Raw genomic sequence first — 26081 nt, 5'->3', positions numbered from 1 at the left:
CGTCGATGGTGGACGGCGCCACTCCCGTGGCCGTCGGCTAGCGTGACGCCATGCGCGCCCGCCTCCTGACCCGAGCCGCCGCCCCCGAGGACCCGGAGCGTCCGAACGAGGACGTGGCCGGGGTGCTCGGCGCCGCGGCCGTGCTGATCGACGGGGCCGGGATGCCGGCCCGGTTCCGCGCCGGCTGCTCCCACTCGGTGGCCTGGTACGCCCGCACGCTGACCGCCCGCCTCCTCCTCGCCCTCCAGGACGAGGGCGCGGAACTGCAGGGCGGCCTCGCCCTCGCGATCGGCGAGGTCGCCGCGCTGCACGCGGGCACGTGCGATCTGGACCGCGGCGGCCCCTCCGCGACGGTGCTCGCCGTGCGTGTGCGCGAGGGTCTCCTCGAGCATCTCGTCCTCGCGGACTCCTCCGTCCTGCTCGAGCGCGCCGACGGCACGATCGAGCGGATCAGCGACGAGCGGGTCGAGGAGACGGTCCGCGCGCACCGGGATCCGGAGGTGGTCGAGTCGCTGCGCAACGCCCCGGGCGGCTTCTGGGTCGCGCGGCACGAGGTGGAGGCGGCGGGGGAGGCTCTCGTGGGCGCCGTCCCGCTCGCGGACCTGCGCCGCGTGCACCTCGTCTCCGACGGGGTCACGCGCGCGGTGGACCTGCTGGGACTCGTGGACGACGACGGCCTCGCCGCCGCGCTGCGCACCGATCCCGAGGGTCTGCTCGACCGGATCCGCGAGGCGGAGCTCGCGCTCGATCCCGCGCGCCGCCAGTGGAAGATCCACGACGACGCGACGCTCCTGGTGCTCGAGGGCCTCGACGAGGCCTGAGCGATCGCGGCCCGCCGGGCGCACGCTCTGTGGCGAAGGGCACGCCGCGCCCGCGGGCGTCCCGGGCGGCGGCGGGCGACCGGCCCCGCCGAGGGCTCGACGGAGCGGGAGGAGTCCAGGCCGGGCGTCGTTTCTGACGACTGCCCACGAGTCCGGCGCGCTGCTCACTTTTTCAACGTTTTCTCAGTTACTGGGTGCTACCTGCGAAAACACGCCGGCGTCATGCGTTGTCACGAGGCGCGGAGGGGCATAGACTCGCTACCGAGCGGACGGCCCGGAGGGGTCTTCGGGGTAGGCCCCGGAGGATCCGGGACGAACTGCTCGAGGGGGCTCCTCCGCGGTGCCCCCGGTGATAACTTCATAGATGTGCCGCTTCTCAGGACCCCCCTCATGGGGAGCGGCCGGACGGGCTCTATGCCAGGTTCCCCCACCTTTGGCTGCCCGTCCTGCCTGTTCGCCCGCACCCACCCCTGACGGACGACAGGCCTGATGAGCGGTCCGTGAGCCCCCGCCTCGTGCGGTTGAGCGCTCCGGGCCGCTCATCTCTTTCTTCTCCACCCCGTCGCGCACGCGCGCGAGCCACGACGGCGGCCGTCCCGGGACCCGGTCCCGGAGCGGCCGCCGTCGTCCTGCGCTCAGGCGCCGAGGATGCTCACGTCGCTGCCGGGATCCAGGCGGTAGCCCGCCCCGCGCACCGTCGAGATGAGCTTGCGGTAGCGACCGAGCTTGGTGCGCACACGACGCACGTGCACGTCCACCGTGCGCTCGCCGGTCTCCTCGGGCGCACCGGCCCAGACCGTCTCCATGAGCTCCTCGCGGGAGACGGTGCGTCGCGCGTTGCGCGCGAGGTGGGCCAGCAGCTCGAACTCCTTGTAGGTGAGGTCGACGTCCGTGCCGTCGATCCGCACGCGGCGGCCGTAGAGGTCCGCGACGAGCGAGTCGTCCGGGGCGGAGGAGGCGCTCGACGGGCTCACGGCCGTGGCCTGCAGGGCTCGGCGGCGTGCGGCCTCCGCGTCCCGGCGGGCCGGGGAGTTGGGGGAGACGACCCCGCCGCGGCGGGGACGCAGCGGGCTGATCGCCGCCTCGCCGGTGCGGCGCGGCGGGAGCGACCGCACGGCGCCGGTGGCGCGGAAGGTGTGCGGGCTGTTCACCGAGACCGACGTGCGGCCCTGGCGGGTCGCGGTCTGGCGCTGGGCGTGGCTGCGGAGCTCGTCGGCGATGAGCGCCGCCTCCACGTCGCCGGTGCCGGCGGGCAGGGTGAGGGTCAGGGTGATGGTGACGCCGTCCTCCACGGGGGCGGCGGCCCGCTGCAGCGGACGGCCGGCGACCGGGCGGGCGGGCGTGCGGTCGAGGGCGGCGGGGCGATCGAGGGCGATGGTCATGATGCGGATCTCCAGGGTGCGGCGCGGTGCGCGGCGGGTGGTGGATCCGGGATCCCTGCGTGATCCTGCCGGTGGCGGATCGAAGGGGCTGTACTCCCGGGGGCACCTGGAGCCCGCGCCTTCCGGCCGGCTCCTGTCAGCCGACCCCGTGGGTGTCTCGAGCGATCAGAGGCTCGGCTGACGGCGCATCATGCGCATCATCATGCACATCATCATCATCGAGCACATCATGGCGCGGGCAGCCCGGAGGGCGGCCGGCGCGGTGCGCACTGCGGTGCGCGTGCTGATCGATGACATGCCAGGAAGCATGCCGGGAAGCCGTCCCGGGAGCAAGGGGCTGTTCACATTCCGGGACCGCGAGAGGGCCGAGGGTGCTCTGACCAGCGCGTTTCGCGGCGCCTGATGTGTCACGCAGGCCCGGACGCACAGCGCCCGCCGTCCCCAGGATGAGGATGGCGGGCGTGTCGGGGGGAGATGCGGGGGCGCGGCAGGGGGGGCGGGGGCCTCGCTCAGCGCTTCTCGTAGGAGAGGCAGTCCGCGGCGTCGGCGCCGGCGCCCACGCGCACGGACTCCGCCGTGCATTCGAGGTCCTGGTTATGGATGCAGTCCGCCTTCTGGCAGGCACCGACCTGGGTGACGACCTTGCTGAGGCCGCCCTTGACGTCCAGCGGGATGAAGGTCGCGCAGGAGGTGTCCCGGCTGACGGTCACGGCGAAGGCACCGCATGCGTGCTCGTGGTTGTAGGAGCATCCCGAGACGGTGCACTCGGAGACGCGGGGCATGTCGACGGCGGTCATGGGTCCTCCTGGGGGCGGCGGTGCTGCGGATCGCGCCAAGGGCGCTGGCGCCAGTGTGGACCCACTTCGCCGGGAATTCCAGGAAGGAATGCATTGCCTGCGTCCATTCGGGAACATCCACCGAATAGAAAACGGTGACCTTTTTGAAAAGCCTGATCTTGCGGGAATCCGTGCCGGCGGCACCGGCCCAGGGGCCGGTGGCCCGAGAGCTCAGCGCCGGCGCAGGACGATGAGCGCATCGAGCAGCGCCGCGGGGGAGCCGTCGGGCGCGGTCACGGCCCGTGAGCGGTCCTCCGCGACTTCGACCTCCCACTCCTCCTCGTCGGGGGCGAGCAGCTCGAGCTCCTCGGCCGCGCCGAGCATCCGCGGGCCGTGGCCCTCGTGCAGGGCGGCGGACCACGGCGGCGGCGCCGCATGGGACAGGATCGCCAGGCGCCCGCCCGCGGCGACGGCGCCGCCCGCGCGGCGCAGGATGCCCGTGCGGTCCAGCGCGACGTCGGAGTGCAGGAAGGACGCCGTCACGAGATCCGCGCTCTCCGGCGCCGGCTCCCAGGCGGAGAGGTCCTGCGCCTCGAAGCGGGCGCGACCGGTGATCGCGGCGCCGCGGCGGGCGGCCTCCTCGCGCGCACGGCCGATCGCCGTGGGGGAGAGGTCCAGGCCCAGGGCGTCCCAGCCGTGCTCGGCGAGCCAGAGGACGTCCCCGCCCTCCCCGCAGCCCAGGTCGATCGAGCGGCCCGGGGTCCACGCGGCGGCGACGTCGGCCAGGGTCGCGTTGACCTTCCCCGACCAGATCGGGGCGGAGCCGTAGCGCTCCTCCCAGTGCTCGAGCGGGGAGCGGTCCGGGTGCGGGGACGGGTGCGACATCAGTCGACGACGCCGAAGAGGCGGTCGCCCGCGTCGCCGAGGCCCGGGACGATGTAGCCCTTCTCGTTGAGCTTCTCGTCGATCGAGGCGGTGACGATCGTCAGGTCGATCGTCGGGTCGATCTGCGTCTCCATCGCGGCGAGGCCCTCGGGCGCCGCGAGCAGGGTCACGCAGGTGATGTCCCGGGCGCCGCGCTCGTGGAGGTAGTCGACGGCCGCGATGAGCGTGTGTCCGGTCGCGAGCATCGGGTCCAGCACGAAGCACTGGCGGCCGGAGAGGTCGTCCGGGAGGCGGTTCGCGTAGGTCGTGACCTCGAGGGTCTCGTCGTTGCGGACCATGCCGAGGAAGCCGACCTCCGCGGTGGGCAGCAGTCGGGTGAGGCCGTCGAGCATGCCGAGGCCGGCGCGCAGGATCGGCACCACCATCGGCTTGGGGTTCGCGAGCTTCGTGCCGGTCATCGGGGTCACCGGCGTCTCGAGCTCGACGGGGGCCACGGCGACGTTGCGGGTCGCCTCGTAGGCCAGGAGCGTCACGAGCTCGTCGGCCAGCTGGCGGAACACCGAGGAGTGGGTCTCCTTGTTCCTCAGCACCGTGAGCTTGTGGGCGACGAGGGGATGGTCGATCTCGAGCGTGCGCATGGGGGCGAATCTACCGGAGGCTCCCGGACGTCGGGCATCGGTCGGATACTCGTCACCATGACCCGCTACCGCTTCTTCACGGCCGTCACCCTCGACGGGTTCCTCGCGGACGAGCACGACAGCCTCGACTGGCTGCTGTCCCAGCCCACCGGGGAGGAGAGCATCCTGCCCTACGACGCGTTCGTCGCCGACGTGGGCGCGATCGTCACCGGGCGCTCCACCTACGACTGGGTGCGGGAGCACGAGGGTGCCGTCGAGGGCGCCTGGGTCTACACCCAGCCCACCTTCCTGTTCACACATCGTGCGCCCGCGGAGGTCCCGGAGGGGATCACGGTCGTCTCCGGTCCGCCCGCCGAGCACCGCGCCGCGATCGAGGGGGCCGCCGGTGGGAAGGACGTCTGGATCGTCGGCGGCGGGGACCTCGCGGCAGCCTTCGCCCGGGCCGGGATGCTCGATGAGCTCTTCGTCTCGATCGCCCCGGTCACGCTCGGCGCCGGGAAGCCGCTGCTGGGCGGACGGTTCGACCTCGAGCTGCTCGAGCACGGGACCAACGGGGCTCTCCTCGAGGCGCGGTACCGGGTGGTGCGGTCGCGCTCCTGACACGGGGGAGGATGGCCCCATGACCGACGACGAGCTGATGGGCCTCGCCCTGGACCAGGCGCGCGCCGCCGCGGACCGCGACCCGGCGGACGTCCCCATCGGCGCCGTCGTCGTCGGCCCCGGCGGCGAGGTGCTCGCCGTGGCCGGCAACCGCCGTGAGGCCGACGAGGACCCGACCGCCCACGCCGAGGTGCTCGCCCTGCGCGAGGCCGCCCGTGTGCAGGGCCGCTGGAACCTCACCGGCTGCACGCTCGTCGTCACGCTCGAGCCGTGCACCATGTGCGCCGGGGCGATCGTGCTCTCGCGCGTGGAGCGGGTCGTCGTGGGGGCGATGGACCCCAAGGCCGGCGCCGCCGGCTCTCTCTACGACCTCGTGCGCGAGCCGCGGCTGAACCACCGGGTCGAGCTCACCACGGGCGTGCGCGGGCAGGAGTGCGGGGACCTGCTGCGGGAGTTCTTCCGCGCGCGCCGCCGGCGCTGAGGTCCCGCCCGCGGGACGCCTCCGGGACGCCTCCGGGGCGCCCGCCGACCGTGTCGTACGATCCTGGCCTGTGATCCAGCTCACCGGCGGGCTCGAGGTCCCGCCGCCGAGGACAGGGGACCCGCCGTGGCCGCACCGACCATCCGCGAGATCCGCTCCGACGACCTGGGCCGCCTGGTCGCCCTCTGGGACGCGACCCGCGCCGCGGACGTCAGCGAGCGGGAGCCCGTCTACGGCCTCTCCGAGGTCCTCGCCTCGGCGCAGGCCGACGTCGCCGTCGTCGCCCTCGCCGACGAGGACGGCCCGCTGCTCGGCGCCGCCGTCGGCCGCGCCGCCCACGAGCAGGGCTGGATCGTCTACCTCGGCGTCCACCCGGACCACCGGGACGGCGACCTGGGCCGCACGCTCCTGGACGCCCTCGAGCGGCGCCTCGCCCTGAGCGGCATCGCGACCCTGTGCAGCCTCGTCCCCGCGGACGACCCGCTCGCGCGGGACGTGCTCGCGGGCGCCGGCTTCACGCTCGAGCACGAGCTGCGCTACGCCGAGCGCCGCATCCCCGTCCAGGCGCGGGACCTCGCCCTGCTGCGCGAGCTCGGCGGCCGGATCCTGCCCCGCGGCGCCTGGGACGCCGTGGGCGGCATGACCGCGGAGAAGGAGCTGCTCGAGCGCCGGCTCGTCATGCCGCTCTCGCAGCCCGAGGTCGCCGAGCGCTTCGGCGTGGTGCCGCCGCGGGCCGTGGTGCTCTTCGGCCCGCCGGGGACCGGCAAGACCACCTTCGCGAAGGCCGTCGCCTCCCGCCTGCAGTGGCCCTTCGTCGAGGTGTTCCCCTCGCGGCTCGGCGGCGACCCGGCCGGTCTCGCCTCCGCCCTGCGCGAGACCTTCTCGCGGATCTCCGAGCTCGAGAAGGCCGTCGTCTTCATCGACGAGGTCGAGGAGATCGCCTCCCACCGCAAGGGCGACCCGCCCTCGCCCACGCAGGGGGTGACCAACGAGCTGCTGAAGATCATCCCCGCCGTGCGCGACCAGGACGACCGCCTGCTGATCTGCGCCACGAACTTCATCCGCTCCCTGGACAGCGCCCTGCTGCGCCACGGCCGCTTCGACTACGTGCTGCCCATCGGCCTGCCCGACGCCGCCGCCCGCCACGCGATCTGGGGCCGCTACGTGCCGCCCGCGGTCGCCGCCGAGGTGGACCTCGAGGCGCTCGTCGCGGCGAGCGAGGGCCTCACCCCCGCGGACATCGAGCACGGCGCCCGCCGTGCCGCCCAGCGTGCTTTCGAGCGGGCCGTCGAGGCGCCGTCCGACGGCGAGCAGGGGTCCGGCCCGTCGACCGCGGACTACCTCGAGGCGCTCTCCGGCCTCCGCCCGACCGTGAGCGCGGAGGTCGTCTCCGACTTCTTCGAGGACATCGAGGCGCTCGGGCGGCTGTAGCGCCGCCGGCCTCAGATCCAGCCGTGGCGGCGGGCGATCGCGGCGGCCTCGTGCCGGTTCGCGGCCTGCAGCTTCGCCTGCGCGCTCGAGAGGTAGTTGCGCACCGTCCCCTCGGCGAGGTGCGCGCGGCGGGCGATCTGGTCGACCGGGGCGCCGTCGGCCGCGTACTCGAGGACGTCGGCCTCGCGCGGGGTGAGCGGGGAGTCGCCCGAGGAGATCGTCTCCGCGGCGAGCTCGGGGTCGATCGCCCGGCGGCCCGCGGCGACGGTCCGCACCGCGGCGGCGAGCTCCCCGGCGGCCGCGGTCTTGGGCAGGAAGCCCAGCACCCCCTCGGCGAGGGCGCGCTTGAGGTAGCCGGGTCGCGCGTGCGAGGTCACGACCAGCACCCGCGTGGCGGGGGAGACGGCCGCGACCCGCCGCGCGAGCTCGAGGCCGTCGCCGTCGGGCATCTGCAGGTCCAGCAGCGCGACCTGCGGCTGCAGGCGCTGCGCGAGCTCCTCGCCCTCGGCGCAGCTCGACGCCTCGCCGACCACGTCGAGGTCCTCCTCGAGCGAGAGCATCGTGGCGAGCGCCGAGCGGATCAGGTGCTCGTCGTCGACCAGGATCACCGTGGTCCTCTCGGTCATCGCGCGTCCTCCTCCGTGGTCCCCGTGAACGCGGCGCGGAGGGCGAAGCGATCGCCCTCGCGGCCCGCGGTGATGCTCGCGCGCTCGCCGAAGCGCTCCCGCAGGCCCGTGATCCCGCTGCCCTCCATGTGCTCCTCCTGCTCGGCCCGCTCCGGCTGCGGGCGCAGCCCGTCGTTGTCGACCTCGACGCCGTCGGCGCCCAGGCGGATCCGCACCGACCGGGCGTCCGCATGGCGCAGCACGTTCGTGCCGCCCTCGCGCAGCACCCAGGCGGCGGGCTCCGCGAGCGCGGCGGGGACGTCCTCCGCCCCGCCGAGCACCGTCACCGACGCCCCGGCCGAGCGGAGCAGCGATACCGTGCCCCGCAGCTCGGCGGCGAGGTCCACCTCGCGGTACCCGCGCACGAGCGCCCGCGTCTCGGCGAGGGAGCCGCGGGCGATTCGGGCCACCTCCCGGCTGTGCTCGGCCGCCCGCGGATCGCCCCGCTCGACCAGCTGGGCGACGAGCTCCCCGGTCACGGCGATCGCGGAGAGGTCCCGGCCGGTGACGTCGTGCAGGTCACGGGCGAAGCGCAGCCGCTCCTCGGCGACCGCGAGCCGCGACTGCGCGACCCGGGCGAGGTCCAGCTCGCGCACCAGGGCGGCGAGCCACAGGGAGCTGCGGCACGCGCCCACGAGGCTCGTGAGCACGACCGCGAGGATCACCGCGGCGAGGAGCGAGAGGCCCAGCGGCACCATGAGCAGGGCCGCCGCGGTGATCGCGCCGCCCGCCCAGGTCCACGGGACGCGCAGGGCGAGCGTCGAGACCCCGCCGATCACGCACCCCACCGCCACGTTCACCGTCGTCGCGCCGAGGGCGAGCACCACGAGCGAGGCGACCGCGGGGAGCACGGGCAGGACCAGGGTGTGCAGCGGGCCGCGCATCCAGCCCACGTCGGGGAGGGAGCCGGCCGGGCCGGGAGCGGCGGGGCGCCGGGCCCAGGCGGCCGTCACCTGCCACCCGGCCACGCTGCAGAGCACGGTCGAGACCCCCACCAGGGCGACGGTCGTGACGGTCCCGGGGACGCCCTCGCCGGCCGCGCGGAGGAAGAGCGCGGCGAGCGCCGGGATGGAGCCGACCAGGAGCGCGACGGACCAGATGGTGTAGTCGCGGAACACCTCCCACGGCCGGCCGACGCCCGGCGCCTTCCCCTCGATCGTCCCCGTCATGATGGTCATCCTCTCAGGTCAGGCGGTCCGCAGGTGTTCCGGGCCGGATCAGCCGCGCGGCTCCCAGCGCATCTCCCGCTGCACCGCCCACAGGCCGAGCACGAGCCAGGCGACGAGCACGCCGAGGGGCTTCAGCGCCGCGGACCACGGATCCTCCGCGAGCCAGCCGAGCTGGAGCAGGTCGTCCATCGCGGCCGAGGGGATGAGGGAGATCGCCCGCTGCGCGACCTCGGGCAGGCCGTCCGTGGGGATCGCGCCGGCGCCGATCACGAGCAGGGCGATCACGGGCAGGGAGGTCACGCCCGCCGCCTCGACGGTGCGGGTGCGGTTCGCGGTGAGCAGGGCGAGCGGGACCATGACGAGCGCGCCCGCGGCGATCCCGGCGATGACGAGCACCGGCCGCTCGGGCAGCGGCAGGTCCATGAGCACGATCGCGAGCACGGTCATGAGCACGGTCATGACGGCGGCGATCGCGAGCGCGGGCACGGCGGCCGCGGCGAGCACGGTCGCATCGGAGGCCTCGCCGGTGCGCAGGCGCTTCAGCACGAGCTCCTGGCGCCGCGCGACATAGGTGGAGAGCAGGTTGTAGTAGACGATGAACACGAGCGCGATGACGAACTGGGCGCCCAGCAGGGGGATCAGCTGGGCGGGCGCGAGCTGCTGGTCCTTGAGCAGCGCGGCGAAGAAGACCGTGATCGCGGGCGGGAACGCGAGGGCGAGGAAGAGCTGGGTGCGGTTGCGCACCAGGAGCGTGAGCTCGGCGCGGGAGAGGCCGACGATGGCGGGCATGGGAGGTCCTTCCGTGGGTGGGGCAGGGGTCAGGAGGCGAGGGTGAGGAACACGGACTCGAGGCTCGCGGCGCGCGCGTCGAGGCCGCGCAGCGGGACCTGCTCCGCGCGGGACCAGGTGAGCAGCGTGTGGAGGTCATCGGCGAGGGACTCGGTGGAGACCTCGAGCCGGCCGCCGCGCAGCACGGCCTCCCCGTGCAGCGGGGGCGGGAGCGGGGCGTCCTCGGGGAGGTCGGCGCGGATCCGGGAGGGGTGCCCGGCGACGACCTCGTCGACCGTGCCCTCGCGGACGATCCGGCCCTGGTGCATGATCGCGAGCCGGTCCGCGAGGGACTCCGCCTCGTCGAGGTAGTGGGTCGTGAGCACGATCGTGGTGCCCTGCTCCTTGAGGCCCCGCACGAGCTCCCAGGCGCGGGAGCGGGACTCGGGGTCCAGGCCCGTCGTGGGCTCGTCGAGGAAGAGCAGCTCGGGGTCGCCGGCGATCGCGCAGGCCAGGTCGAGGCGTCGCACCTCGCCGCCGGAGAGGGAGGAGATGCGGGTCCCGGCGCGGTGGGTGAGGTCGACGGCGGCGAGCAGCTCGCCGACGGGGCGCGGTGCGGAGAGCGTCGAGGTCCACATGCGCAGCGCCTCCGCGGCCGTGAGGTCCGCGGGGAAGCCGCCGCTCTGGAGCATGAGGCCCTGACGGGGGCGCACCGCGCGGCGGTCTGCCACGGGATCCATGCCGAGGACGCTCACGGTGCCGGCGCTCGCCGGGGCGAGGCCCTCGAGCACCTCGAGGGTCGAGGTCTTCCCGGCGCCGTTGGTGCCGAGCAGGGCGAAGAGCTCGCCGCGGCGGACCTCGAGATCGATGCCGTCGACGGCGGTGTAGGCGGAGGCGCCGCGGCCGTAGCGGCGGGTGAGCCCCCTGGCGGAGAGGACGGGGTCTGCGGTGCTGTTCGTCATGGGGACCAGCCTTCCGCCGCGGGCGGCGGGGCGGCAGGGCGCCCGGTCATCGGCTCCGGTGCGATCCTCACGCCCCGGTCATGACATTCCTCAGGTCGCGGGGTACAGCGCCCGGAAGTGGTCGCAGCGGCCGGGCACGTAGTCCGGCTCGAAGCTGATGGCCGTCACGTCCCCGCGCGTGCGCGAGGCGACCAGGCGGTCGAGGTAGAACTCCCAGCCGGGGCCGATCATCGCCGCGGCCTCCGCCTCCGCGACCCGCTGGCGCAGCGTCACCGCCGTCCACCCGGGGCCCGCCTCCTCGACCGTGAGCTCGAGGACCCACGGGTCGCCCGCCTCCCCGGTCTCGAGCTCGAGCCGCCGCGGGCCGTCGCACACGAGGACCCTCGCCTCCATCCACGGCCGGCCCTCCTCGGCGTCCATCTGCACCTCGATCCCCGTGGCGGGGTCGCCGCGCCAGGTGCCGAACCAGGTCGCGGTCCGCGCGGGGTCGGTGAGGGCCGTCCAGGCGTCCTCGACGGTGCCGGGGAGCAGGCGACGGATCGCCAGGCGACCGTCCGGATCGAGGGTCGAAGAGGGGCCGGCGGGGGTGTCGCCGAGGCGGGGCAGGTGGTCGCTCATGGGCGGAGCGTAGTCCTGTGAACTTCGTTTCTCCGGATGAACAGGGGTGCCGGAAAGGGGTGCTTGGATGCTTCACTGCCTGACGTGATCACTCTCGACGGACTGCGCAAGGTCTTCCCCGCCCCCGGCGGCGGAGACCCCGTCGTCGCGCTCGACGGCATCGACCTCCACCTGGACGCCGGCCGCATCCACGGCATCGTCGGCCGCTCCGGCGCGGGCAAGTCCACGCTCATCCGCTGCCTGACCGGCCTCGAGAAGCCCACCTCGGGCCGCGTCGAGATCGACGGCACGGACGTGGCCGCCCTCGACGGCGCCGCCCTGCGCGGCGCGCGGCGGAACCTCGGCATGGTGTTCCAGCACGCGAACCTGCTGGACTCCCGCACCGCCGCCCAGAACATCGCCCACCCGCTCGAGATCGCCGGCGTGCCCCGCGCCCAGCGCGAGGAGCGCGTCGCCGAGCTCGTGGAGCTCGTGGGCCTCTCCGGTCGCGAGCACAACCACCCCGCCCAGCTCTCCGGCGGCCAGGTCCAGCGCGTCGGCATCGCCCGCGGCCTCGCCGCGGAGCCCAAGGTGCTGCTGTGCGACGAGCCCACGAGCGCCCTGGACGGCGGCACCACCCGCCAGATCCTGCGGCTGCTCGCGGACCTCCGCGAGCGCCTCGGCATCACGGTCGTCATCATCACGCACGAGATGGCGGTGGTCCGCGAGGTCTGCGACACCGTGACCCTGCTGCAGGACGGCCGCGTCACCCAGACCGGCGACCTCGTCGACGTCGCCGCGGATCCCCACGGCCCGCTCTCCGGCGAGCTGATCCCGCTGCCGCCCGTGCCCACGGGCGTGGTCGGCACGATCCTCACCTGCGACTACGGCGACTCCGGCACGCTCCGCACGAGCGAGGACCTCGTGCGCGCCGCCGAGCGCCACGGCGCCCAGGCGCAGATCGTCGCCGGCACCATCGAGACCATCGGCGGCCGCCAGGTGGGTCGCGTGCAGCTCGCGCTGCGCGGGTCCGACGGCCGCCCCGCGGGGCCCGAGCTCCTCGCCGCCCTCACCGCCGAGCTCACCGAGGCCGGCGTCGTCGCCCGGGAGGTGGCCGCATGATCGAGACCCTGCAGGAGTGGGCGCAGAACCGCGCCTTCACCGAGTGGACCGGCACCGGCAGCCTCTGGTGGTCGATCCTCGTCACGCTCTACATGACGGCCGGCACGATGGTGCTGACCGTGCTGCTCGGGCTGCCGCTCGGCGTCGCGCTCTTCGAGACCGAGTCCTCGCCGCGCCCCGCCGTGCGCGCCGCGAACCGGGTCGTGGGCTTCGTCGTGAACGTGCTGCGCTCGTTCCCCTTCTTCATCCTCATCATCGCGCTGATCCCGCTCAGCCAGCTGCTGCTGGGCCGCTCGACCGGCCCCAACGCGGCGATGCTCGCCCTGGTCATCGCCTCCGTGCCCTTCGCCGCGCGGCTGTTCGAGCTGAACCTGCGCGAGATCCCCGCCGGGAAGATCGAGGCGGTGCAGATGATGGGCGCGACCCGCTGGCAGGTGATCCGCCAGGTGCTGATCCCCGAGGCGCTGCCCGGCATCATCGGCTCGATCACGACCACCACGATCGCCGTCATCGGCTACACCGCGATGGCCGGCTCCGTGAACAGCGGCGGCCTCGGCCAGCTCGCCTACAACCGCGGCTACACCGGCTACCAGACCGAGATCATCGTCGCGACGGTGATCCTGCTGGTCCTCATCGTCATCGCCGTGCAGTGGATCGGCTCGCGCCTCGCGCGCGCCGTCGACCACCGCGCCCGCACCGCCTGAGCCCCCGCCTCCCCACCCCTCCTCGGAAGGACCACCCCTCATGAGCATCCTGAACCGTCGCTCCCTGTTCGCCGTCTCCGGCGTCGGCCTCGCGGCCGCCGGCCTCGCCGCCTGCGGCGGCGGCTCCTCCGACGGCGACTCCCTCGCCTCCGACGGCGGCGTCACCACGATCCGCGTCGCCGCGACCCCCAAGCCGCACCTGGAGATCCTCCAGTTCGTCTCCGACAACCTCGCCGAGGGCGCCGGGCTGAAGCTCGACCTGCAGGAGCAGTCCGACTACAAGGTCCCCAACCGCCTGCTCTCCGACGGCGAGGTGGACGCGAACTACTTCCAGCACAAGCCGTACCTCGACACCGAGATCAAGGAGAACGGCTACGAGATCACGGCCTTCGAGGGTGTGCACATCGAGCCGCTGGGCCTGTACTCCGACGCGCTGAAGAGCATCGACGAGCTGCCCGACGGCGGCGAGATCGCGATCCCGAACGACCCGACCAACCGCGGCCGCGCCCTCGCCCTGCTCGCGGACAACGACGTCATCACCCTCACCGACGGCATCGAGCCCACCGAGGCCACCCCGGACGACGTCGCCGAGAACCCGAAGAACCTCACCTTCTCCGAGGTCGACGCCGCGCTCATCGGCCGCACGCTCGCGGACTACGACGCGGCCGTCGTCAACGGCAACTACGCGATCGAGGCGGACCTCGTCCCCTCCGAGGACGCGCTCGTGCTCGAGGCCGGCGAGGGCAACCCCTACGCCAACTTCCTCGCCGTGCGCACCGAGGACAAGGACAACGCGGCCCTGAAGAAGCTCGACGAGCTCCTCCACTCCGAGGACGTCAAGACCTTCATCACGGACACCTACAAGGACGGCTCGGTCATCCCGGCGTTCTGATCTGCGCGGACATCTGTCCGACGCGCCACCACGGAGGGTCCGCCTGCAGCTGCAGGCGGGCCCTCCGGACGTCTCGGGCCCGCTCAGACCCGCGCGGTCGCCCCGAGCTGGTCGAGCAGCCAGGCGAGCTCGTCCGCCCGCTGCTCCCACTTGCGGTAGCGGCCCGAGCGGCCGCCGTGCCCGGCGACCATCTCGCAGCGGAAGAGGATCGGCCGGTCCTGCTGATCGGAGGTCACCGTCTCCCGCAGCCGCGCGACCCACTTCGCCGGCTCGACGAAGAACACGCGGGTGTCGTTGAGGGAGGTCGAGGCGAAGATCGCCGGGTACTCCACGGCGCGCACGTTCTCGTAGGGCGTGTACTCCTTCATGTACCGGTAGACCTCCTCGCTCTCGAGCGGGTTGCCCCACTCCTCCCACTCGCCGACCGTGAGCGGCAGGTTCGGGTCGAGGATCGTGGTGAGCGCGTCGACGAAGGGCACGCCGGCGATGATCGCCCGGAAGCGCTCGGGCGCGAGGTTCGCGACGCCGCCCATGAGCAGGCCGCCCGCGCTGCGCCCCTCGGCGGAGAGCCGGTCCGGCGCGACGAGGCCCTGGTCCACGAGGTGCGCGGCCGCGGCGACGAAGTCGGAGAAGGAGTTCTTCTTCGCGAGGATCTTGCCCTGCTCGTACCAGTCGCGGCCCATCTCGCCGCCGCCGCGCACGTGCGCGATCGCGACGACGAGCCCGCGGTCCAGGAGGGACAGGCGCGTGGGCACGAAGGACGGGTCGATGCTCACCTCGTAGGAGCCGTAGCCGTAGAGGTAGCCGGGGGCGGTGCCGTCCGCGGGCACGTCCTTGCGGGCCACGAGGGAGATCGGCACGGCGGTGCCGTCCTCCGCCTGCGCCCACAGGCGCTGCTCGCGGTACAGCTCGGGGTCGTAGCCGGGCACGGGGGTGCGGCGCAGCACGGTGCGCTCCCCGGAGGCGACGTCCACCTGGGCGATCGTCGCGGGGGTGAGCAGGCTCGTGAGCTGGTAGCGCAGGGCGGGGGAGTCCCAGGCGGGGTTCGTGTCGAGCTCGACCACGTCGAGCTCCCCGCCGTGGTCCACGTCCCAGGCGGCCTCGACGTCGAGGGAGCCGTCGGCCCGGCGGGGGATGACGCGCACCGCGGCGAGGCCGCCCGCGCGCAGCTCGAGGGCGACGCAGCCGGCGAAGGACTCGACGCCCAGCAGGCGCTCGCCCTCCCCGGCGCTCAGCAGCGGCGTCCAGGCGGAGGAGTCCGCGGCGTCGAGCGGCGCCTCGGCCAGGGCGAAGCCCTCCACCCCGTCGTTGTGGACCACGAGCAGGCGGTCGCCGGCCCATTCGACCGCGTAGTCGACGCCGTCGCGTCGCCCGCCTGCGGGGCGCGGGGCGGCCGTCGGGTCGGCGAGGTCGAGGATCCAGGCCTCCGCCGTCGTCGTCGAGCTCGACTGCAGCACGAGGGCCTTCCCGTCGCGGGAGCGCTCGAACCAGACGGTGAAGCGCTCGTCGGCCTCCTCGAGCACGAGCTCGTCGGCCGACGGGTCGCCGCCGATCCGGTGCCGCCAGATCTGGTGCTGGCGCCAGGCGTCGTCCACGCGGGCGTAGAAGATCCACTGCTGGTCGGCGGAGAACGCGAGGCCGTAGCCGGTGCCGGTGACGGACTCGTCGATCACGGTCCCGGTCGTGAGGTCGGTGACGACGATCGTGAAGCGCTCGTCGCCCGCGAGGTCCACGGCGTGGGCGAGCAGGTCGTGCTCGGGGGAGGGGGTGAGGCCGCCGAGCGAGAAGAACTCGGCGTCCTTCGCGGCGGCCTGCGCGTCGAGCAGCATCTGCTCGCCGGGCAGCAGCTCCCCGGGCTCGATCGCGGGCACGCCGCCCGTGCCGCGGGGCAGCTCCGGCGACTCGGCGACGCGCGTGAAGGCGGGGTAGTCGTCCCCGGCGGTGGTGCGGGTGATGTACCACCAGTCGGCACGGCGCACGGGCACGGAGAGGTCGGTCTCCTGGGTGTGGCCCACGAACTCCTGCACGAGCTCCTCACGCAGGCCGGCGAGGTGTGCGGTGCGGGCGTCCGCGTAGGCGTTCTCCGCCTCGAGGTGCGCGATGACCTGGGGGTCCTCCTTGTCGCGGAGCCATTCGTAGGGGTCCGTGACGGTGTCGCCGTGATGGGTGCGCTCCTGCGGCCGGCTCTCGGGGACCGGGGCGGGCGGAGCGGCGGGGTCGGGCACGGGGACCAGGGGTGACGTCATGGATCGAGCCTAGTTGCCCCACGGAGTGTCCACCTCCTTCTCCACCCTCCTCTCCACCCGTGGGTGGTTCGGCTCCGGGCGGGTCCTGCGAAGACTGGGGTCACCCGTTCCGCCGCCCCCAGGAAGGCCACTCCGATGTCCCTCTCGTCCCTCCCGCCGCTCAGCCCGATGACGATCCTGATCGTCGTGCTGGTGCTCGTGCTGATCTCCCTCCAGCAGATCCGCTGGTCCCCGCTGGACACCCGCCGTCTCCTCCGGGCGCCGGTGATCCTGCTGATCGGTGCCGTCTACCTCGCACGGGACGCCCTCAACGGCACCGCCGGGTGGTCCCTCCATCCGATGGACCTCGTCCTGCTCGTCGTGGAGGTCCTGCTCGCGCTCGGCGGCGGTCTGCTCATGGGCCGGCTCTCCGAGACGAAGGAGGTGGGCGGCGGGGTGATGATGCGCCTGCGCCCGGTGGGGCTGGTGGTCTGGTTCGGCTACTTCGGCGTGCGGATCGGCACGGAGGTGCTCGCCCACGGCCTGCACCTCGTCCTCAGCTCCTCGACGCCTCTGCTGCTCGTGATGATCGCCGTGGTCAAGGGTGTGCAGGCGGCGGTGATGCTGCAGAGCAGCGCCCTCGCGACCGCGTCGCTGCGCACGGCGTAGCATCACGGCCGTGCCGACCCGCGAGCAGGTGCCGCCGCATGAGGACGGGGAGGAGCGTCGCCTGGATCGCGGGCTCGTCCTCCTCGCCCTCGCGCTCGTCCTCGTCGTCGCCGTGGTGCGCGAGGCGCTCGCCGGGCCCTGGTGGGTGGTCCTGCTCGCCCTGGTCCTCGTCCCCGCCGCGCTGGTCGCCGCGATCTCACGGCTCCCGCGCGCGGCCGGGCCCCTCCGCCCCGGCGGACCCCTCGCCGAGGTCGCCTGGGTCGTCGTGGTGATCGGGGGCGGAGCTCTCGTGGGCGTCGCCGGCTCCGCGGGCTGGCCCACCTTCGCGGCCGGCGCGATGCTGCTGGCCGGGATGCTCACGGTCCCCGCCCGGCGCGTGGCGCTCGTCATCGCCGTCGCGGCGGTGCTGGTCGCCGCGGGAGAGCTCGCGCGTCCCGCCTCCACCGATGAGCTGGTGGTGACCGCGCTCGGGCTGGGGGTGGTCGTCCTCGGGGCCGTCGGTCGCCGCGCCACCGCGGAGCGCCACCGGGAGCAGAGGCGCTCGGCGCACGAGGCGGCCCGGGCGGCGGCGCTCGAGGAGCGCGCGAGGATCGCCCGGGACCTCCACGACGTCCTCGCCCACACGCTCGGCGGGCTGGTCCTGCAGCTGGACGCGGCGCAGGCGGAGCAGAGGGCCGGGGCGGATCCGGAGCGGCTGGCGGCGCGCCTGGACGCATCGCGGGAGCTGGCGGTCGGCGGGCTGCGGGAGGCGCGGCGCGCGGTGCAGGAGCTCCGCGGCGAGCAGGAGACTCCGAGCGCGCGCGTGGACCTGCAGGATGCGCTCGCGCCGGTGCTCGACGGCACCGTCGCGCGAGAGGCAGGGCTGCGCCGCGAGACCGTCGGCCCCTCGCCCCTGGTCCCCGATGCCGTCGCGCGGGAGGTCGCCGCGGCCGCCCGGGAGGCGGTCACGAACCTCGCCAAGCACGCCCCGGGGAAGCGCGCGGCGGCGACCCTCGTCGCGGTCGGCGGCACCGACCCCGGGGCCTTCCGCCTCGACCTCGTCAACGCCCTGCCGGACGGTCCGCGCAACGGCGCCCTCGCCCCGACCGGCGGTGGCTTCGGCCTGCCGGGCATGCGCGACCGGCTCGCGGCGGTCGGTGCGGGCCTCGAGGCCGGCGTCGAGGGCGACGAGGGCGGTGCCCCGGGACGGTTCGTCGTCACCATCCGATGGCCCGAGGAGAGGGGAGAGGCCTCATGAGCGAGGACCTGCTGCGCGTGATCGTGGCCGACGACCAGGACATCGTGCGTGACGGCCTGGTGACGGTGCTGGGGCTGATGGAGGGCATCGAGGTGGTCGGCGAGGCGGCCGACGGCGCCGCCGCCTGCGACCTCGTCTCCCGCACGGCCCCGGACGTGGTGCTCATGGACCTGCGCATGCCGGTGCTCGACGGCGCCGCGGCGACCGCGCGGATCACGGCGGAGCATCCGGGGACCGCGGTGCTGGTGCTGACGACCTTCGCGGACGACGCCTCCATCGGCGGGGCCCTGCGCGCAGGGGCCCGCGGCTACCTCACCAAGGATGCCGGGCGCGAGGACATCGCGGCGGCGCTTCGGAGCGTGGCGCGCGGGCAGACCGCCCTCGGGGCGGTGGTCGCCGCACGTGTGCTGCCGAGTGCCGGCGCAGGGCCGGACGACCGGTCGTCCGGGCCGGCGGCGACGACGGGACCGGCGCAGCTGACGCGCCGCGAGCAGGAGGTGCTCGAGATGATCGGGCGCGGGCTCAGCAACGCGGAGATCGCGGGGGAGCTGTTCGTCTCCACGGCGACCGTGAAGACCCACATCAACAACCTCTTCGCGAAGCTCGGTCTGCGCGATCGCGCCCAGGCCGTGCGGCTGGCCCTGCGCGGCGGCCCTCCGACGTGAGGTCGCTCGCACCGTCGGAGGACGGATTGAACGGCGGGCGGGCAGGCCGGTAGGGTGATCGGCGGTAGCGTGTCCGAGCGGCCGAAGGTGCATCACTCGAAATGATGTGTACGGTAACCCCGTACCGCGGGTTCAAATCCCGCCGCTACCGCTCGTGACCAGGGATGTCGTCCCGGTCCGCGAAGGCCCCCACCGCGAGGTGGGGGCCTTCGTCGTCTCCGGGCGCGTCAGGGTCTCGCGGGGCGGACATGCGCGTCCCGGTGCGTGGTCGTGGCGCCCGTCACGAGAGCGGTCCGGGGGTCTCGCCAGCGATGAACCTCCGGGTGGAGGATTTCCCCATGGCATCGTCCTCCTCCTCGTGCGACACCGACACGCCCGCCCCCGCCGTCCCCACCACGACCCTCGAGGTCCCCGTGATCATGCCCGGCGCCCTCGAGGACGCCGCAGAACCCGCCGCGCCCGAGGCCGCCGCGGGCCGCGCCCACCACCCCGTGGTCATCGCCCTCGCGCTCTCCGCCGGGACCGCTGCGCTGGTCAGCGCCGAGTTCATCCCCGCCGGCGTGCTGCCCGGCATGGCCGCGGACCTCTCCGTCACCGAGGGGCGCGCCGGCCTCACCGTCGGCGCGACCGCCCTCGCCGGCGCCCTCACCGCCCCCACGATCGCCTCGATCGTGCCGCGCGCGGACCGCCGCACCGTGCTCCTGGCCCTGCTGGGCCTCGCCGTCCTCTCCAACCTCGTCGTCGCGATCGCGCCGAGCCTCGCCGTGGTCCTCGCGGCCCGCGTGCTGCTGGGCGCCGCGATCGCCGGCTTCTGGTCCTTCGCGCTCCCCGTCGGCGTGCAGGTCACGGGGCGCGGACCGCTCGTCTCGACGACCGTCGCCCTCGGCACGAGCACCGCGACGATCGTCGGCGTGCCCGTCTCCTCGGTGCTCGGCGACGTGATCGGCTGGCGCGCCGTGTTCGTGCTCGTCGCCGTGGTCACCGCGCTCGCGGGCGTGATCCTCGCGCTGCTGCTGCCGCGGGTCCCGGCCTCGCCCGGCGCGGGCTTCGCCATGATGCGCGCCGCCCTCGCCAACCGCCGCCTCGTCGCCGGCGTCGCGGTCATCATGGTCGCGGCCTTCGCGAACTTCGCCGCCTACCCGTACATCCGCGTCGCGATCGAGGCGGTCGACGCCTCCGCGGTCGCCGTGCTGCTGCTCGCGTGGGGCCTCGGCGGCCTCGCCGGGAACCTGCTGGGCGGCTGGGGCAGCCGCCGCCTGCGCCCCGCGCTCGTCGCGGCGCTCTCCCTGCTCGCCCTCGCCCTCGTGGGCATGGCGCTCACGGAGCAGACGGCCGTCCTCGCCCTCGCGGTCATCGCCTGGGGCGTCAGCTTCAACATGGTCCCCGTGCTCACCCAGCTGTGGGTCGCCACGGCGGAGCCCACGCGCGTCGAGTCGGCCGTGGCGCTGCAGGTCACGGCGTTCCAGATCGCGATCATGATCGGCGCGGTCGTGGGCGGCGCGATCGTCGACGCGCGCGGCCCGGACACGGCCATGCTGCTCGGCGCGGGCTCCGCGCTCGTCGCCGTCGTCGGCTTCGCGGCGATCCGGGTGCGCCCGCGCACCGCCTGACCGCTCAGGAGGGAGGGGTCAGTACTCCTCGTCGAGGTTCTTCTCGAGCAGCGCCGCGAGCGCGTCGACGGCCTCCTCGGCACCCTCGCCCTCGGCCCGCAGCGTGACCTCGTCGCCGTGGTCGGCGCCGATCGTCAGGAGCATGAGGATGCTCCGCGCCGGGACGGCGTCGCCCCCCTGCTTCTGGACGGTGACCTCGACGGACTGCTCCGTCGCGGCCTGGGAGAAGATCGCGGCGGGGCGGGCGTGGAGCCCGCTCGTGCTCGCGATCCTCACGGTGCGCTGTGCCATCGGCAGTGCCTCTCTGTGCTGCGGCGGTCGGGGGCAAGGGTACCGCCGTCGCGCCGTGTCCCGGTTCGCCCGAGTGCGGCCTTACGATGTGCGGATGGCATCCGATGAGCGCGCCCCGGACCCCCGCCCGGCCCGTACCCGCGCAGCGATCTACGCCGCCGCCCGCGAGCTGAGCGCCGCGGACGGCGAGGTCACCGTCAACGCACTGGCCAAGCGGGCGGGCGTCAGCCGCGCCGCCTTCTACAGCCACTTCGGAGGCCTGGACGACCTGATCGGCGCGATGGTCCACGAGCTGCTCGACGGGATCCGCGTCGAGACCGTCGCCCTGTTCCACCAGGGCCGCAGCGTGCACGAGATCGTCCAGTACTCCGCCGCGGCGACCTCCGCCTACGTGGTCGAGCACCATGCCTTCCTGCGCGGCGCGATCGACTGGAAGTTCACCCAGCGCCCCTACATGGGCCTCGTGCGGATCTACGCGGAGCTCTTCGAGTACGCCTTCCAGGCGCTCGGGGACGAGGTGCCCGCGCACCTCCCGCAGCGGGAGATGTCCCGCTTCCTCGCGGGCGGCTACATCCACGTCATCGCCGCGTGGCTGCTGGACACCGAGGAGAAGGCCCTCGCCGGGGAGGAGCTCGACCCCCGGGAGCTGCTCACGATCCTGCTGCGCGTCCTCCCGCCCTGGTACACGGGCGTCGGCCCCGACGACCCGATCCCCGAGGTCCCCGTGCGCGTCGACGACGAGCCGGGGCCGACGGCGGCGCCGACGGTCTGACCGGCCCGCCCGCGCGCCTCAGCAGTCGCGCACGAGGCGCAGCAGCACCCGCGCGCCGAAGCGGATCGCGTCCACCGGCACCCGCTCGTCGATGCCGTGGAACAGCGGCGCGAAGTCGAGGTCCGCGGGCAGCTGCAGCGGCGTGAAGCCGTAGCCGGCGATGCCCAGCTGGGTCAGCGGCTTGTTGTCGGTGCCCGCGCTCAGGCAGTACGGCAGCACCTTCGAGCCCGGGTCCTCCGCCTGCAGGGCCGCCGCCATCGCGTCGTACAGCGCGCCCTCGCGCGGGGCGTCGGTGTCGATGCCGAGGTTGTCGACCACGACCTCGACGTGCTCCCCGGCGAGCTCGCGCAGCAGGTCGAGCACCTCGTCGAGGTGCCCGGGCAGGTAGCGCACGTCGAAGCCGGCCTCCGCCGTCTGCGGGATGACGTTGACCTTGTAGCCCGCGTCGAGCTGGGTGATGTTCGCGGAGTCCCGCAGGGTGCCCGTGACGAACTGCCGCGCCCCGCCCAGCAGCGGCAGGAAGGCGTCGACGTCCTCCTCGTCCCAGGCGGTGCCGGTGATCTCGGTGACCCCGTCGAACAGGGCCCGCACGCTCGCGACGTACTCGATCGGGAACTCGTGCTCGTCGATCGCGGTGATGGCCCGTGCGAGGCGCACGATCGCGTTCTCGTCGTTGGGCACGGAGCCGTGGCCCGCCCGGCCCGTGGCCCGCAGCCGACCCCACGCGTAGCCCTTCTCCGCCGTCTGCACGAGGTAGGCGCGCACGTCCTCGCCGGTCGCCTGCTCGGGCAGGGTGATCGAGTAGCCGCCCACCTCGCTGATCGCCTCGGTGTACCCCTCGAACAGCTCGGGATGCTCGGCGACCAGCCACTTCGCGCCCCACACGCTGCCGTTCTCCTCGTCCGCGAAGAAGATCAGGCGCAGGTCCCGCGGGGGAGTGGCGCCCGTGCGCGCGAGATGCCGCACGAGCGCGAGCATCATCCCGACCATGTCCTTCATGTCCACGGCGCCGCGGCCGTAGAGCATCCCGTCGCGGATCTCCCCGCCGAACGGGTCCACGCTCCAGTCCTCCGCCCGCGCGGGGACCACGTCGAGGTGGCCGTGGATGATGAGCCCGCCCCGCTCACGGTCCTCCCCGGGCAGCGTGACGACGACCGTCGGCCGGCCCGGCGCGGACTCGTGCACCTCCGGCTCGAGACCCACCTCGCGCAGCAGCGCTACCACGTGGTCGGCGGCCTCCGCCTCGCCCTTGCCCCAGGTCTCCGGATCGTTCCCGCCGAAGTTCGAGGTGTCGATGCGGATGAGCTCCTGGGTGAGCCGCACCGCCTCGTCCTGCAGCTGCTCGAGCTCGGCGGCGGTGGGATCGGCGATGGGCATGGAGGGGGCTCCTGGAGGTGCTGGCCGGCGGGGTCGGACGTGCTCCCGCCACCGTAGCGCCCGCCGCCCCGCCCGGCCCCCAGCCAGGTCACCCGGCGTCACGGGAGCGAGCCGCCCTACGATGGGGGCCCAGGCCGATCCCGGAGGTGACCCGATGTCCCCGCGACGTCTCCCGCTGCCCCGCACGCTCCCGTCCCTGCCCCTCGGCGCCGCGGCCCGCGAGCGCTCGCGCCTGCTCGCCGAGGCCCGCGCGATCGACCCCGACCTGCCCCGCTCCGCCGACGCCGCCGCCGTGGTCCGCTCCGCCCGTCGGCTCGCCCGCCGCGCCGCGCAGGACGAGTACGCGCGCGACGGCGTGCGCCACGTGACCCTGCCCCCGGACTTCGGCCGCGCCGAGCTGCGCCGCGCCGACATCCCCGGCGACGCCGAGTTCCAGCTGTTCACGCAGGACGTCATCGGCGCCCTCGACATCGCCCCGAGCACCCTCGAGGTGGACGACGCCCGCGCCCTGCTGCGCTCCGCGACCTCCCGGGACGGCTACGGCCTGGGCCCCGAGGCCGCCGCGGATCTCGTCTCCTACCTGCTGAGCCGCGCCTGGGCGCTGCAGGAGGCGGAGCTCGCCGAGCGCGGCGCCCCCGCCGCCCGCAGCGAGGAGGAGTTCGTGGCGCAGGAGGCCGCGACGATCCGCGAGGAGGTGCGGGAGGCGCTCGTGCGGCTCGTGCGCACCCCGCTCGAGCTGCAGATCGCCCGACGTCGCCACGAGGAGATCGAGGCCGGCCGCAGCGACCCCGCCCCCGCCGCGGAGCGCGAGGGACGCCCCGGGCAACGCGCCGACGCCGGCACCGCAGGTGCCGCCGGCACCGCTGGCACCTCCGGCTCCGACGGCGCGAAGGTGCCGCTCGACGCGGCCTGGCGCTTCGCGAACTCGGAGACCGGCCGCCGTGCCTTCGGCGCCGCGAACGACTTCTACCGCTCCGAGGCGGGGCAGAAGGTGTTCCACGCCGCGAAGGACGGCGCCGGGAAGCTGCGGAAGGCCTACGACCGCCGCGGCGACCGCGGCTGACCCGGGTGCGGGGTCAGGCCCCGGCCTTCTCCACCAGCTGGCGCTTGATGCGGGCGAGCATGCCCGCCATGCCATTCAGCCGCAGCGGGCTCACGACCTCCGCGAGGCCCAGCCCCCGGGTGACGCCCTCCGGGGTGTCGAGCACCTCGCCCACGGTGCGCCCGTCGAGCGCCTCCGCGAGGATCGACGCGAAGCCGCGGGTCGTCGGCGCCTCCTGCGGGGCGGAGAAGAACAGGTGCGCGATCGCCTCGCGACCGCTGCCCTCCACCTCGGTGACCAGGAAGATCGGGGACTGGCACTCGGGCACCGGCTCGAGCAGCTCGGGGTGCTCCGCGTAGCGCTCGGGCAGCGCCGGCAGCGACTGCGAGAACTCCAGCAGCAGCTGCAGGCGGTCCTTCGGTCCCAGGGCGTGGAAGTCGTCGGCGATCTCCTGGAAGGCCTCCGGCAGGGCGTCGGCGCCGTCGGTCGGGCTCATCGGGTCGGGGCCTCGCCCGGCTCGGTGCCCACCGCGACGGGCAGGCGCACGCCGTTGCCCCACTCTGTCCACGAGCCGTCGTAGTTGCGGACGTCCTCGAAGCCCAGCAGGTAGCGCAGCACGAACCAGGTGTGGGAGGAGCGCTCCCCGATGCGGCAGTACGCGATCGTCGGCTGCGCGGCGTCGTAGCCGAGGTCCTGCAGGTAGATCGCCTCGAGCTCGGCCCGCGGCCTGAAGCGGCCGTCCTCCGCGGCGGCCCGCGCCCAGGGCACGGAGTGCGCGGTGGGGATGTGCCCGCCGCGCACGGTGCCCTCCTGCGGGTAGTCCGCCATGTGGGTCCGCTCGCCCGTGTACTCGGCGGGGGAGCGGACGTCGATCAGCTGCCCGCCGAGGAAGCCGAGCACGTCGTCGCGGAAGGCGCGGATCGGCGCGTCCTGGCGCTCGACCACGGGATACCCGCTGCTCGCTGCGCGCGTGGGCTCCGCGGTGGTCAGCTCGCGCCCCTCGGCCTGCCAGGCGGCGCGGCCGCCGTCGAGCAGACGCACGTCCGCGTGGCCGAACAGCTCGAACACCCACAGGGCGTAGGCGGCCCACCAGTTGGACTTGTCGCCGTAGAGCACGACTGTCGTCCCGCGCGTGATGCCGTGGCGGTCCATGAGCGCCGCGAAGGCCTCGCCGTCCACGTAGTCGCGGGTGACCGTGTCGTTGAGGTCGAGGTGCCAGTCGATCTTGACGGCGCCGGGGATGTGCCCGGTCTCGTAGAGCAGCACGTCCTCGTCGGACTCGACGACGACGAGCTCGGGGCCGTCGGCCTCGCCGGCGGCGATCCGCTCGGCGAGCCACTCGGTCGTCACGAGCTTCTCGGGATGCGCGAACTCCTGCAGCGCGGGACTCGGGTCGAGGGCGATGGGCATGGGGCCTCCTTCGAAGCGGCGCGGCGTGAGGGCCGGGAGTGGACGACGGGGCGCCGTCCGAGGCCGCTTGCGCGCCGGCGATGCGGACCCCACCAGTCTGTCACCCGGGAGGCGGCGATGGTGCGACGGGGTGCTCGTGTGAACAGCGTGCGTCCCCGGGGCGTCCGACGGGCGACGCCGAGGGCCGGAACCCGCGAAGTGCCTTCCCGGAGCACCCCTCGCGCCCTACCGTGTCGTCATGGAGAACCTGGACCAGGACCCCGTCATCCCCCGCCTCGACCTCGTCGTCCTCGACTGCCCGGACGCGCTCGAGCTCGGGACCTTCTACGCGAAGCTGCTGACCTGGCGGATCGAGGAGGGCTCCGACCGCGACTGGACGACCCTCACCCCGCCGCGCGGCGGCATCACCCCGGAGAACCTCGAGGGCGAGGCGACCCTGGCCTTCCAGCGGATCGACGACTACGTCGCCCCGACCTGGCCGACGGGCACCCACCCCCAGCAGTTCCACCTCGACTTCTCCGTGAGCGACGTCGAGGAGGCCGAGCCGCGCGTCCTCTCCCTCGGCGCGACGGTCCACGAGCACCAGCCCTCCGCCTCGGGGTCGTTCAAGGTCTACCTCGACCCGGCCGGGCATCCCTTCTGCCTCGTGCGGCATTCGGTGGTCTGAGCCAGGGAATCTGACACCTCGCATTCTTGTGGGAAGGCGCCCGATATTCCTTCTGGGGTTTCGGGCGCTTCTGTGTGTGGAATTGCGGGGTGTGGGTTTGTGGGTTCGCGGGGTGAGGGGTGGAGGGTCGAGGGTAAGGCGCGAGGGGCTGGACGGGTCGGGCCTGTCGGGGCGTGCCTGCCGCGCCGCCGTCCCTGCTGTGTCGGCAGCCCCCGAGGGTCGG

The 26081-nt window shown here is 74.1% G+C and carries 29 protein-coding genes and 1 tRNA gene; 16 read left to right on the top strand and 14 right to left on the bottom strand.

Going from position 1 to position 26081, the window contains the following annotated elements; all coding sequences use genetic code 11:
• The first annotated feature begins 50 nt into the window (after positions 1–50).
• Positions 51–821 carry a serine/threonine-protein phosphatase gene (locus NLU66_RS01320; RefSeq protein ID WP_259361158.1) on the top strand — a complete coding sequence of 257 codons (771 nt, stop codon included), beginning with the start codon at positions 51–53 and terminating at the stop codon, positions 819–821.
• A gap of 635 nt (positions 822–1456) precedes the next feature.
• On the opposite strand, the gene NLU66_RS01315 is transcribed toward NLU66_RS01320, so the two are convergent.
• Complete coding sequence (locus tag NLU66_RS01315) at positions 1457–2203, bottom strand: winged helix-turn-helix domain-containing protein (protein ID WP_259361157.1); 747 nt, start codon at positions 2201–2203, stop codon at positions 1457–1459.
• A 190-nt stretch (positions 2204–2393) separates the two neighbouring features.
• Between NLU66_RS01315 and NLU66_RS01310 the strand changes: the two genes are divergently transcribed.
• Positions 2394–2606, top strand: a complete 213-nt coding sequence (locus tag NLU66_RS01310) for a hypothetical protein (protein ID WP_259361156.1) — start codon at positions 2394–2396, stop codon at positions 2604–2606.
• Positions 2607–2712: 106 nt separating this feature from the next.
• On the opposite strand, the gene NLU66_RS01305 is transcribed toward NLU66_RS01310, so the two are convergent.
• From NLU66_RS01305 to upp, 3 genes are all read right to left on the bottom strand, one after another.
• The gene (locus tag NLU66_RS01305) at positions 2713–3000 is read right to left on the bottom strand and encodes a DUF1540 domain-containing protein (protein ID WP_259361155.1); all 288 of its coding nucleotides are present in this window, start codon (positions 2998–3000) and stop codon (positions 2713–2715) included.
• Between the two features lie 210 nt (positions 3001–3210).
• Positions 3211–3864, bottom strand: a complete 654-nt coding sequence (locus tag NLU66_RS01300; protein ID WP_259361154.1) for a class I SAM-dependent methyltransferase — start codon at positions 3862–3864, stop codon at positions 3211–3213.
• Entirely contained in the window at positions 3864–4502 is a 639-nt protein-coding gene (gene upp, locus NLU66_RS01295) for a uracil phosphoribosyltransferase (RefSeq protein ID WP_259361153.1), read from the bottom strand. The genes NLU66_RS01300 and upp overlap by 1 nt, the downstream gene beginning before the upstream one ends.
• A gap of 57 nt (positions 4503–4559) precedes the next feature.
• Between upp and NLU66_RS01290 the strand changes: the two genes are divergently transcribed.
• The 3 genes from NLU66_RS01290 to NLU66_RS01280 all read left to right on the top strand — a co-directional run bounded on the left by NLU66_RS01290 (position 4560) and on the right by NLU66_RS01280 (position 7014).
• Positions 4560–5102 carry a dihydrofolate reductase family protein gene (locus NLU66_RS01290; protein ID WP_259361152.1) on the top strand — a complete coding sequence of 181 codons (543 nt, stop codon included), beginning with the start codon at positions 4560–4562 and terminating at the stop codon, positions 5100–5102.
• 19 nt (positions 5103–5121) lie between these two features.
• Entirely contained in the window at positions 5122–5583 is a 462-nt protein-coding gene (tadA, locus tag NLU66_RS01285) for a tRNA adenosine(34) deaminase TadA (RefSeq protein WP_259361151.1), read from the top strand.
• A gap of 126 nt (positions 5584–5709) precedes the next feature.
• On the top strand, positions 5710–7014 hold the full coding sequence (locus tag NLU66_RS01280) for an ATP-binding protein (RefSeq protein ID WP_259361150.1): 1305 nt from the start codon (positions 5710–5712) through the stop codon (positions 7012–7014).
• A gap of 11 nt (positions 7015–7025) precedes the next feature.
• On the opposite strand, the gene NLU66_RS01275 is transcribed toward NLU66_RS01280, so the two are convergent.
• The 5 genes from NLU66_RS01275 to NLU66_RS01255 all read right to left on the bottom strand — a co-directional run bounded on the left by NLU66_RS01275 (position 7026) and on the right by NLU66_RS01255 (position 11196).
• Positions 7026–7640, bottom strand: a complete 615-nt coding sequence (locus NLU66_RS01275) for a response regulator transcription factor (protein ID WP_259361149.1) — start codon at positions 7638–7640, stop codon at positions 7026–7028.
• The gene (locus tag NLU66_RS01270) at positions 7637–8848 is read right to left on the bottom strand and encodes a sensor histidine kinase (RefSeq protein ID WP_259361148.1); all 1212 of its coding nucleotides are present in this window, start codon (positions 8846–8848) and stop codon (positions 7637–7639) included. Before NLU66_RS01270 ends, NLU66_RS01275 begins: the two co-directional genes overlap by 4 nt.
• A 48-nt stretch (positions 8849–8896) precedes the next feature.
• Positions 8897–9637: an ABC transporter permease gene (locus NLU66_RS01265; RefSeq protein ID WP_259361147.1), complete on the bottom strand. Its 741-nt coding sequence runs from the start codon at positions 9635–9637 to the stop codon at positions 8897–8899.
• A 29-nt stretch (positions 9638–9666) separates the two neighbouring features.
• Positions 9667–10578: an ABC transporter ATP-binding protein gene (locus NLU66_RS01260; RefSeq protein WP_259361146.1), complete on the bottom strand. Its 912-nt coding sequence runs from the start codon at positions 10576–10578 to the stop codon at positions 9667–9669.
• A gap of 90 nt (positions 10579–10668) precedes the next feature.
• Positions 10669–11196, bottom strand: coding sequence for an SRPBCC domain-containing protein (locus tag NLU66_RS01255; RefSeq protein WP_259361145.1), 528 nt, complete (start codon positions 11194–11196; stop codon positions 10669–10671).
• Positions 11197–11280: 84 nt separating this feature from the next.
• Here NLU66_RS01255 and NLU66_RS01250 point away from each other — a divergent pair, with 84 nt between their 5' ends.
• The 3 genes from NLU66_RS01250 to NLU66_RS01240 are packed head-to-tail and all read left to right on the top strand — an operon-like array spanning position 11281 to position 13893.
• A complete protein-coding gene (locus tag NLU66_RS01250; RefSeq protein ID WP_259361144.1) occupies positions 11281–12297 on the top strand; it encodes a methionine ABC transporter ATP-binding protein in 1017 nt (338 codons plus the stop codon).
• Positions 12294–13001, top strand: a complete 708-nt coding sequence (locus NLU66_RS01245) for a methionine ABC transporter permease (RefSeq protein WP_259361143.1) — start codon at positions 12294–12296, stop codon at positions 12999–13001. The genes NLU66_RS01250 and NLU66_RS01245 overlap by 4 nt, the downstream gene beginning before the upstream one ends.
• A gap of 40 nt (positions 13002–13041) precedes the next feature.
• Entirely contained in the window at positions 13042–13893 is an 852-nt protein-coding gene (locus NLU66_RS01240; RefSeq protein ID WP_259361142.1) for a MetQ/NlpA family ABC transporter substrate-binding protein, read from the top strand.
• Positions 13894–13976: 83 nt separating this feature from the next.
• Here NLU66_RS01240 and NLU66_RS01235 read toward each other — a convergent pair whose 3' ends face one another.
• The gene (locus NLU66_RS01235) at positions 13977–16139 is read right to left on the bottom strand and encodes a S9 family peptidase (RefSeq protein WP_259361141.1); all 2163 of its coding nucleotides are present in this window, start codon (positions 16137–16139) and stop codon (positions 13977–13979) included.
• Positions 16140–16274: 135 nt separating this feature from the next.
• On the opposite strand from NLU66_RS01235, the gene NLU66_RS01230 reads away from it, so the two are divergent.
• The 5 genes from NLU66_RS01230 to NLU66_RS01210 all read left to right on the top strand — a co-directional run bounded on the left by NLU66_RS01230 (position 16275) and on the right by NLU66_RS01210 (position 20299).
• Complete coding sequence (locus NLU66_RS01230) at positions 16275–16787, top strand: hypothetical protein (RefSeq protein WP_259361140.1); 513 nt, start codon at positions 16275–16277, stop codon at positions 16785–16787.
• A 10-nt stretch (positions 16788–16797) separates the two neighbouring features.
• On the top strand, positions 16798–18024 hold the full coding sequence (locus NLU66_RS01225; RefSeq protein ID WP_259361139.1) for a sensor histidine kinase: 1227 nt from the start codon (positions 16798–16800) through the stop codon (positions 18022–18024).
• Positions 18021–18689, top strand: coding sequence for a response regulator transcription factor (locus NLU66_RS01220; RefSeq protein WP_259361138.1), 669 nt, complete (start codon positions 18021–18023; stop codon positions 18687–18689). The genes NLU66_RS01225 and NLU66_RS01220 overlap by 4 nt, the downstream gene beginning before the upstream one ends.
• Before the next feature lie 63 nt (positions 18690–18752).
• A tRNA-Ser gene (locus NLU66_RS01215) sits at positions 18753–18840 on the top strand.
• A 187-nt stretch (positions 18841–19027) separates the two neighbouring features.
• On the top strand, positions 19028–20299 hold the full coding sequence (locus NLU66_RS01210; protein WP_259361137.1) for an MFS transporter: 1272 nt from the start codon (positions 19028–19030) through the stop codon (positions 20297–20299).
• An 18-nt stretch (positions 20300–20317) separates the two neighbouring features.
• Here NLU66_RS01210 and NLU66_RS01205 read toward each other — a convergent pair whose 3' ends face one another.
• Positions 20318–20590, bottom strand: a complete 273-nt coding sequence (locus NLU66_RS01205; protein ID WP_103385081.1) for an HPr family phosphocarrier protein — start codon at positions 20588–20590, stop codon at positions 20318–20320.
• A gap of 94 nt (positions 20591–20684) precedes the next feature.
• On the opposite strand from NLU66_RS01205, the gene NLU66_RS01200 reads away from it, so the two are divergent.
• Complete coding sequence (locus tag NLU66_RS01200) at positions 20685–21362, top strand: TetR/AcrR family transcriptional regulator (RefSeq protein WP_259361136.1); 678 nt, start codon at positions 20685–20687, stop codon at positions 21360–21362.
• A gap of 18 nt (positions 21363–21380) precedes the next feature.
• Here NLU66_RS01200 and NLU66_RS01195 read toward each other — a convergent pair whose 3' ends face one another.
• The gene (locus NLU66_RS01195; protein ID WP_259361135.1) at positions 21381–22739 is read right to left on the bottom strand and encodes a M20/M25/M40 family metallo-hydrolase; all 1359 of its coding nucleotides are present in this window, start codon (positions 22737–22739) and stop codon (positions 21381–21383) included.
• Positions 22740–22893: 154 nt separating this feature from the next.
• Between NLU66_RS01195 and NLU66_RS01190 the strand changes: the two genes are divergently transcribed.
• The gene (locus NLU66_RS01190; protein ID WP_259361134.1) at positions 22894–23802 is read left to right on the top strand and encodes a hypothetical protein; all 909 of its coding nucleotides are present in this window, start codon (positions 22894–22896) and stop codon (positions 23800–23802) included.
• A 13-nt stretch (positions 23803–23815) separates the two neighbouring features.
• Here the strand turns inward: NLU66_RS01190 and NLU66_RS01185 are convergent, their stop codons facing one another.
• Complete coding sequence (locus NLU66_RS01185) at positions 23816–24277, bottom strand: SufE family protein (protein ID WP_259361133.1); 462 nt, start codon at positions 24275–24277, stop codon at positions 23816–23818.
• Positions 24274–25191: a sulfurtransferase gene (locus NLU66_RS01180; RefSeq protein WP_259361132.1), complete on the bottom strand. Its 918-nt coding sequence runs from the start codon at positions 25189–25191 to the stop codon at positions 24274–24276. Before NLU66_RS01180 ends, NLU66_RS01185 begins: the two co-directional genes overlap by 4 nt.
• Before the next feature lie 238 nt (positions 25192–25429).
• Between NLU66_RS01180 and NLU66_RS01175 the strand changes: the two genes are divergently transcribed.
• A complete protein-coding gene (locus tag NLU66_RS01175; RefSeq protein ID WP_137769132.1) occupies positions 25430–25858 on the top strand; it encodes a VOC family protein in 429 nt (142 codons plus the stop codon).
• Positions 25859–26081 lie beyond the last annotated feature (223 nt).

This window comes from Brachybacterium sp. NBEC-018, assembly GCF_024860185.1.
In the GTDB taxonomy this organism is placed as follows: Bacteria; Actinomycetota; Actinomycetes; order Actinomycetales; family Dermabacteraceae; genus Brachybacterium; species Brachybacterium rhamnosum.
Note: the sequence above shows the minus strand (reverse complement) of the source record. Positions and strands in the feature narration are given on the sequence as shown.

Coding starts and splice junctions, on each gene's coding strand:
- NLU66_RS01320 (WP_259361158.1), top strand. CDS start 51: ATGCGCGCCCGCCTCCTGACCCGAGCCGCCGCCCCCGAGGACCCGGAG.
- NLU66_RS01315 (WP_259361157.1), bottom strand. CDS start 2,203: ATGACCATCGCCCTCGATCGCCCCGCCGCCCTCGACCGCACGCCCGCC.
- NLU66_RS01310 (WP_259361156.1), top strand. CDS start 2,394: ATGCGCATCATCATGCACATCATCATCATCGAGCACATCATGGCGCGG.
- NLU66_RS01305 (WP_259361155.1), bottom strand. CDS start 3,000: ATGACCGCCGTCGACATGCCCCGCGTCTCCGAGTGCACCGTCTCGGGA.
- NLU66_RS01300 (WP_259361154.1), bottom strand. CDS start 3,864: ATGTCGCACCCGTCCCCGCACCCGGACCGCTCCCCGCTCGAGCACTGG.
- upp (WP_259361153.1), bottom strand. CDS start 4,502: ATGCGCACGCTCGAGATCGACCATCCCCTCGTCGCCCACAAGCTCACG.
- NLU66_RS01290 (WP_259361152.1), top strand. CDS start 4,560: ATGACCCGCTACCGCTTCTTCACGGCCGTCACCCTCGACGGGTTCCTC.
- tadA (WP_259361151.1), top strand. CDS start 5,122: ATGACCGACGACGAGCTGATGGGCCTCGCCCTGGACCAGGCGCGCGCC.
- NLU66_RS01275 (WP_259361149.1), bottom strand. CDS start 7,640: ATGACCGAGAGGACCACGGTGATCCTGGTCGACGACGAGCACCTGATC.
- NLU66_RS01270 (WP_259361148.1), bottom strand. CDS start 8,848: ATGACGGGGACGATCGAGGGGAAGGCGCCGGGCGTCGGCCGGCCGTGG.
- NLU66_RS01265 (WP_259361147.1), bottom strand. CDS start 9,637: ATGCCCGCCATCGTCGGCCTCTCCCGCGCCGAGCTCACGCTCCTGGTG.
- NLU66_RS01260 (WP_259361146.1), bottom strand. CDS start 10,578: ATGACGAACAGCACCGCAGACCCCGTCCTCTCCGCCAGGGGGCTCACC.
- NLU66_RS01255 (WP_259361145.1), bottom strand. CDS start 11,196: ATGAGCGACCACCTGCCCCGCCTCGGCGACACCCCCGCCGGCCCCTCT.
- NLU66_RS01245 (WP_259361143.1), top strand. CDS start 12,294: ATGATCGAGACCCTGCAGGAGTGGGCGCAGAACCGCGCCTTCACCGAG.
- NLU66_RS01240 (WP_259361142.1), top strand. CDS start 13,042: ATGAGCATCCTGAACCGTCGCTCCCTGTTCGCCGTCTCCGGCGTCGGC.
- NLU66_RS01235 (WP_259361141.1), bottom strand. CDS start 16,139: ATGACGTCACCCCTGGTCCCCGTGCCCGACCCCGCCGCTCCGCCCGCC.
- NLU66_RS01230 (WP_259361140.1), top strand. CDS start 16,275: ATGTCCCTCTCGTCCCTCCCGCCGCTCAGCCCGATGACGATCCTGATC.
- NLU66_RS01220 (WP_259361138.1), top strand. CDS start 18,021: ATGAGCGAGGACCTGCTGCGCGTGATCGTGGCCGACGACCAGGACATC.
- NLU66_RS01210 (WP_259361137.1), top strand. CDS start 19,028: ATGGCATCGTCCTCCTCCTCGTGCGACACCGACACGCCCGCCCCCGCC.
- NLU66_RS01205 (WP_103385081.1), bottom strand. CDS start 20,590: ATGGCACAGCGCACCGTGAGGATCGCGAGCACGAGCGGGCTCCACGCC.
- NLU66_RS01200 (WP_259361136.1), top strand. CDS start 20,685: ATGGCATCCGATGAGCGCGCCCCGGACCCCCGCCCGGCCCGTACCCGC.
- NLU66_RS01195 (WP_259361135.1), bottom strand. CDS start 22,739: ATGCCCATCGCCGATCCCACCGCCGCCGAGCTCGAGCAGCTGCAGGAC.
- NLU66_RS01190 (WP_259361134.1), top strand. CDS start 22,894: ATGTCCCCGCGACGTCTCCCGCTGCCCCGCACGCTCCCGTCCCTGCCC.
- NLU66_RS01185 (WP_259361133.1), bottom strand. CDS start 24,277: ATGAGCCCGACCGACGGCGCCGACGCCCTGCCGGAGGCCTTCCAGGAG.
- NLU66_RS01180 (WP_259361132.1), bottom strand. CDS start 25,191: ATGCCCATCGCCCTCGACCCGAGTCCCGCGCTGCAGGAGTTCGCGCAT.
- NLU66_RS01175 (WP_137769132.1), top strand. CDS start 25,430: ATGGAGAACCTGGACCAGGACCCCGTCATCCCCCGCCTCGACCTCGTC.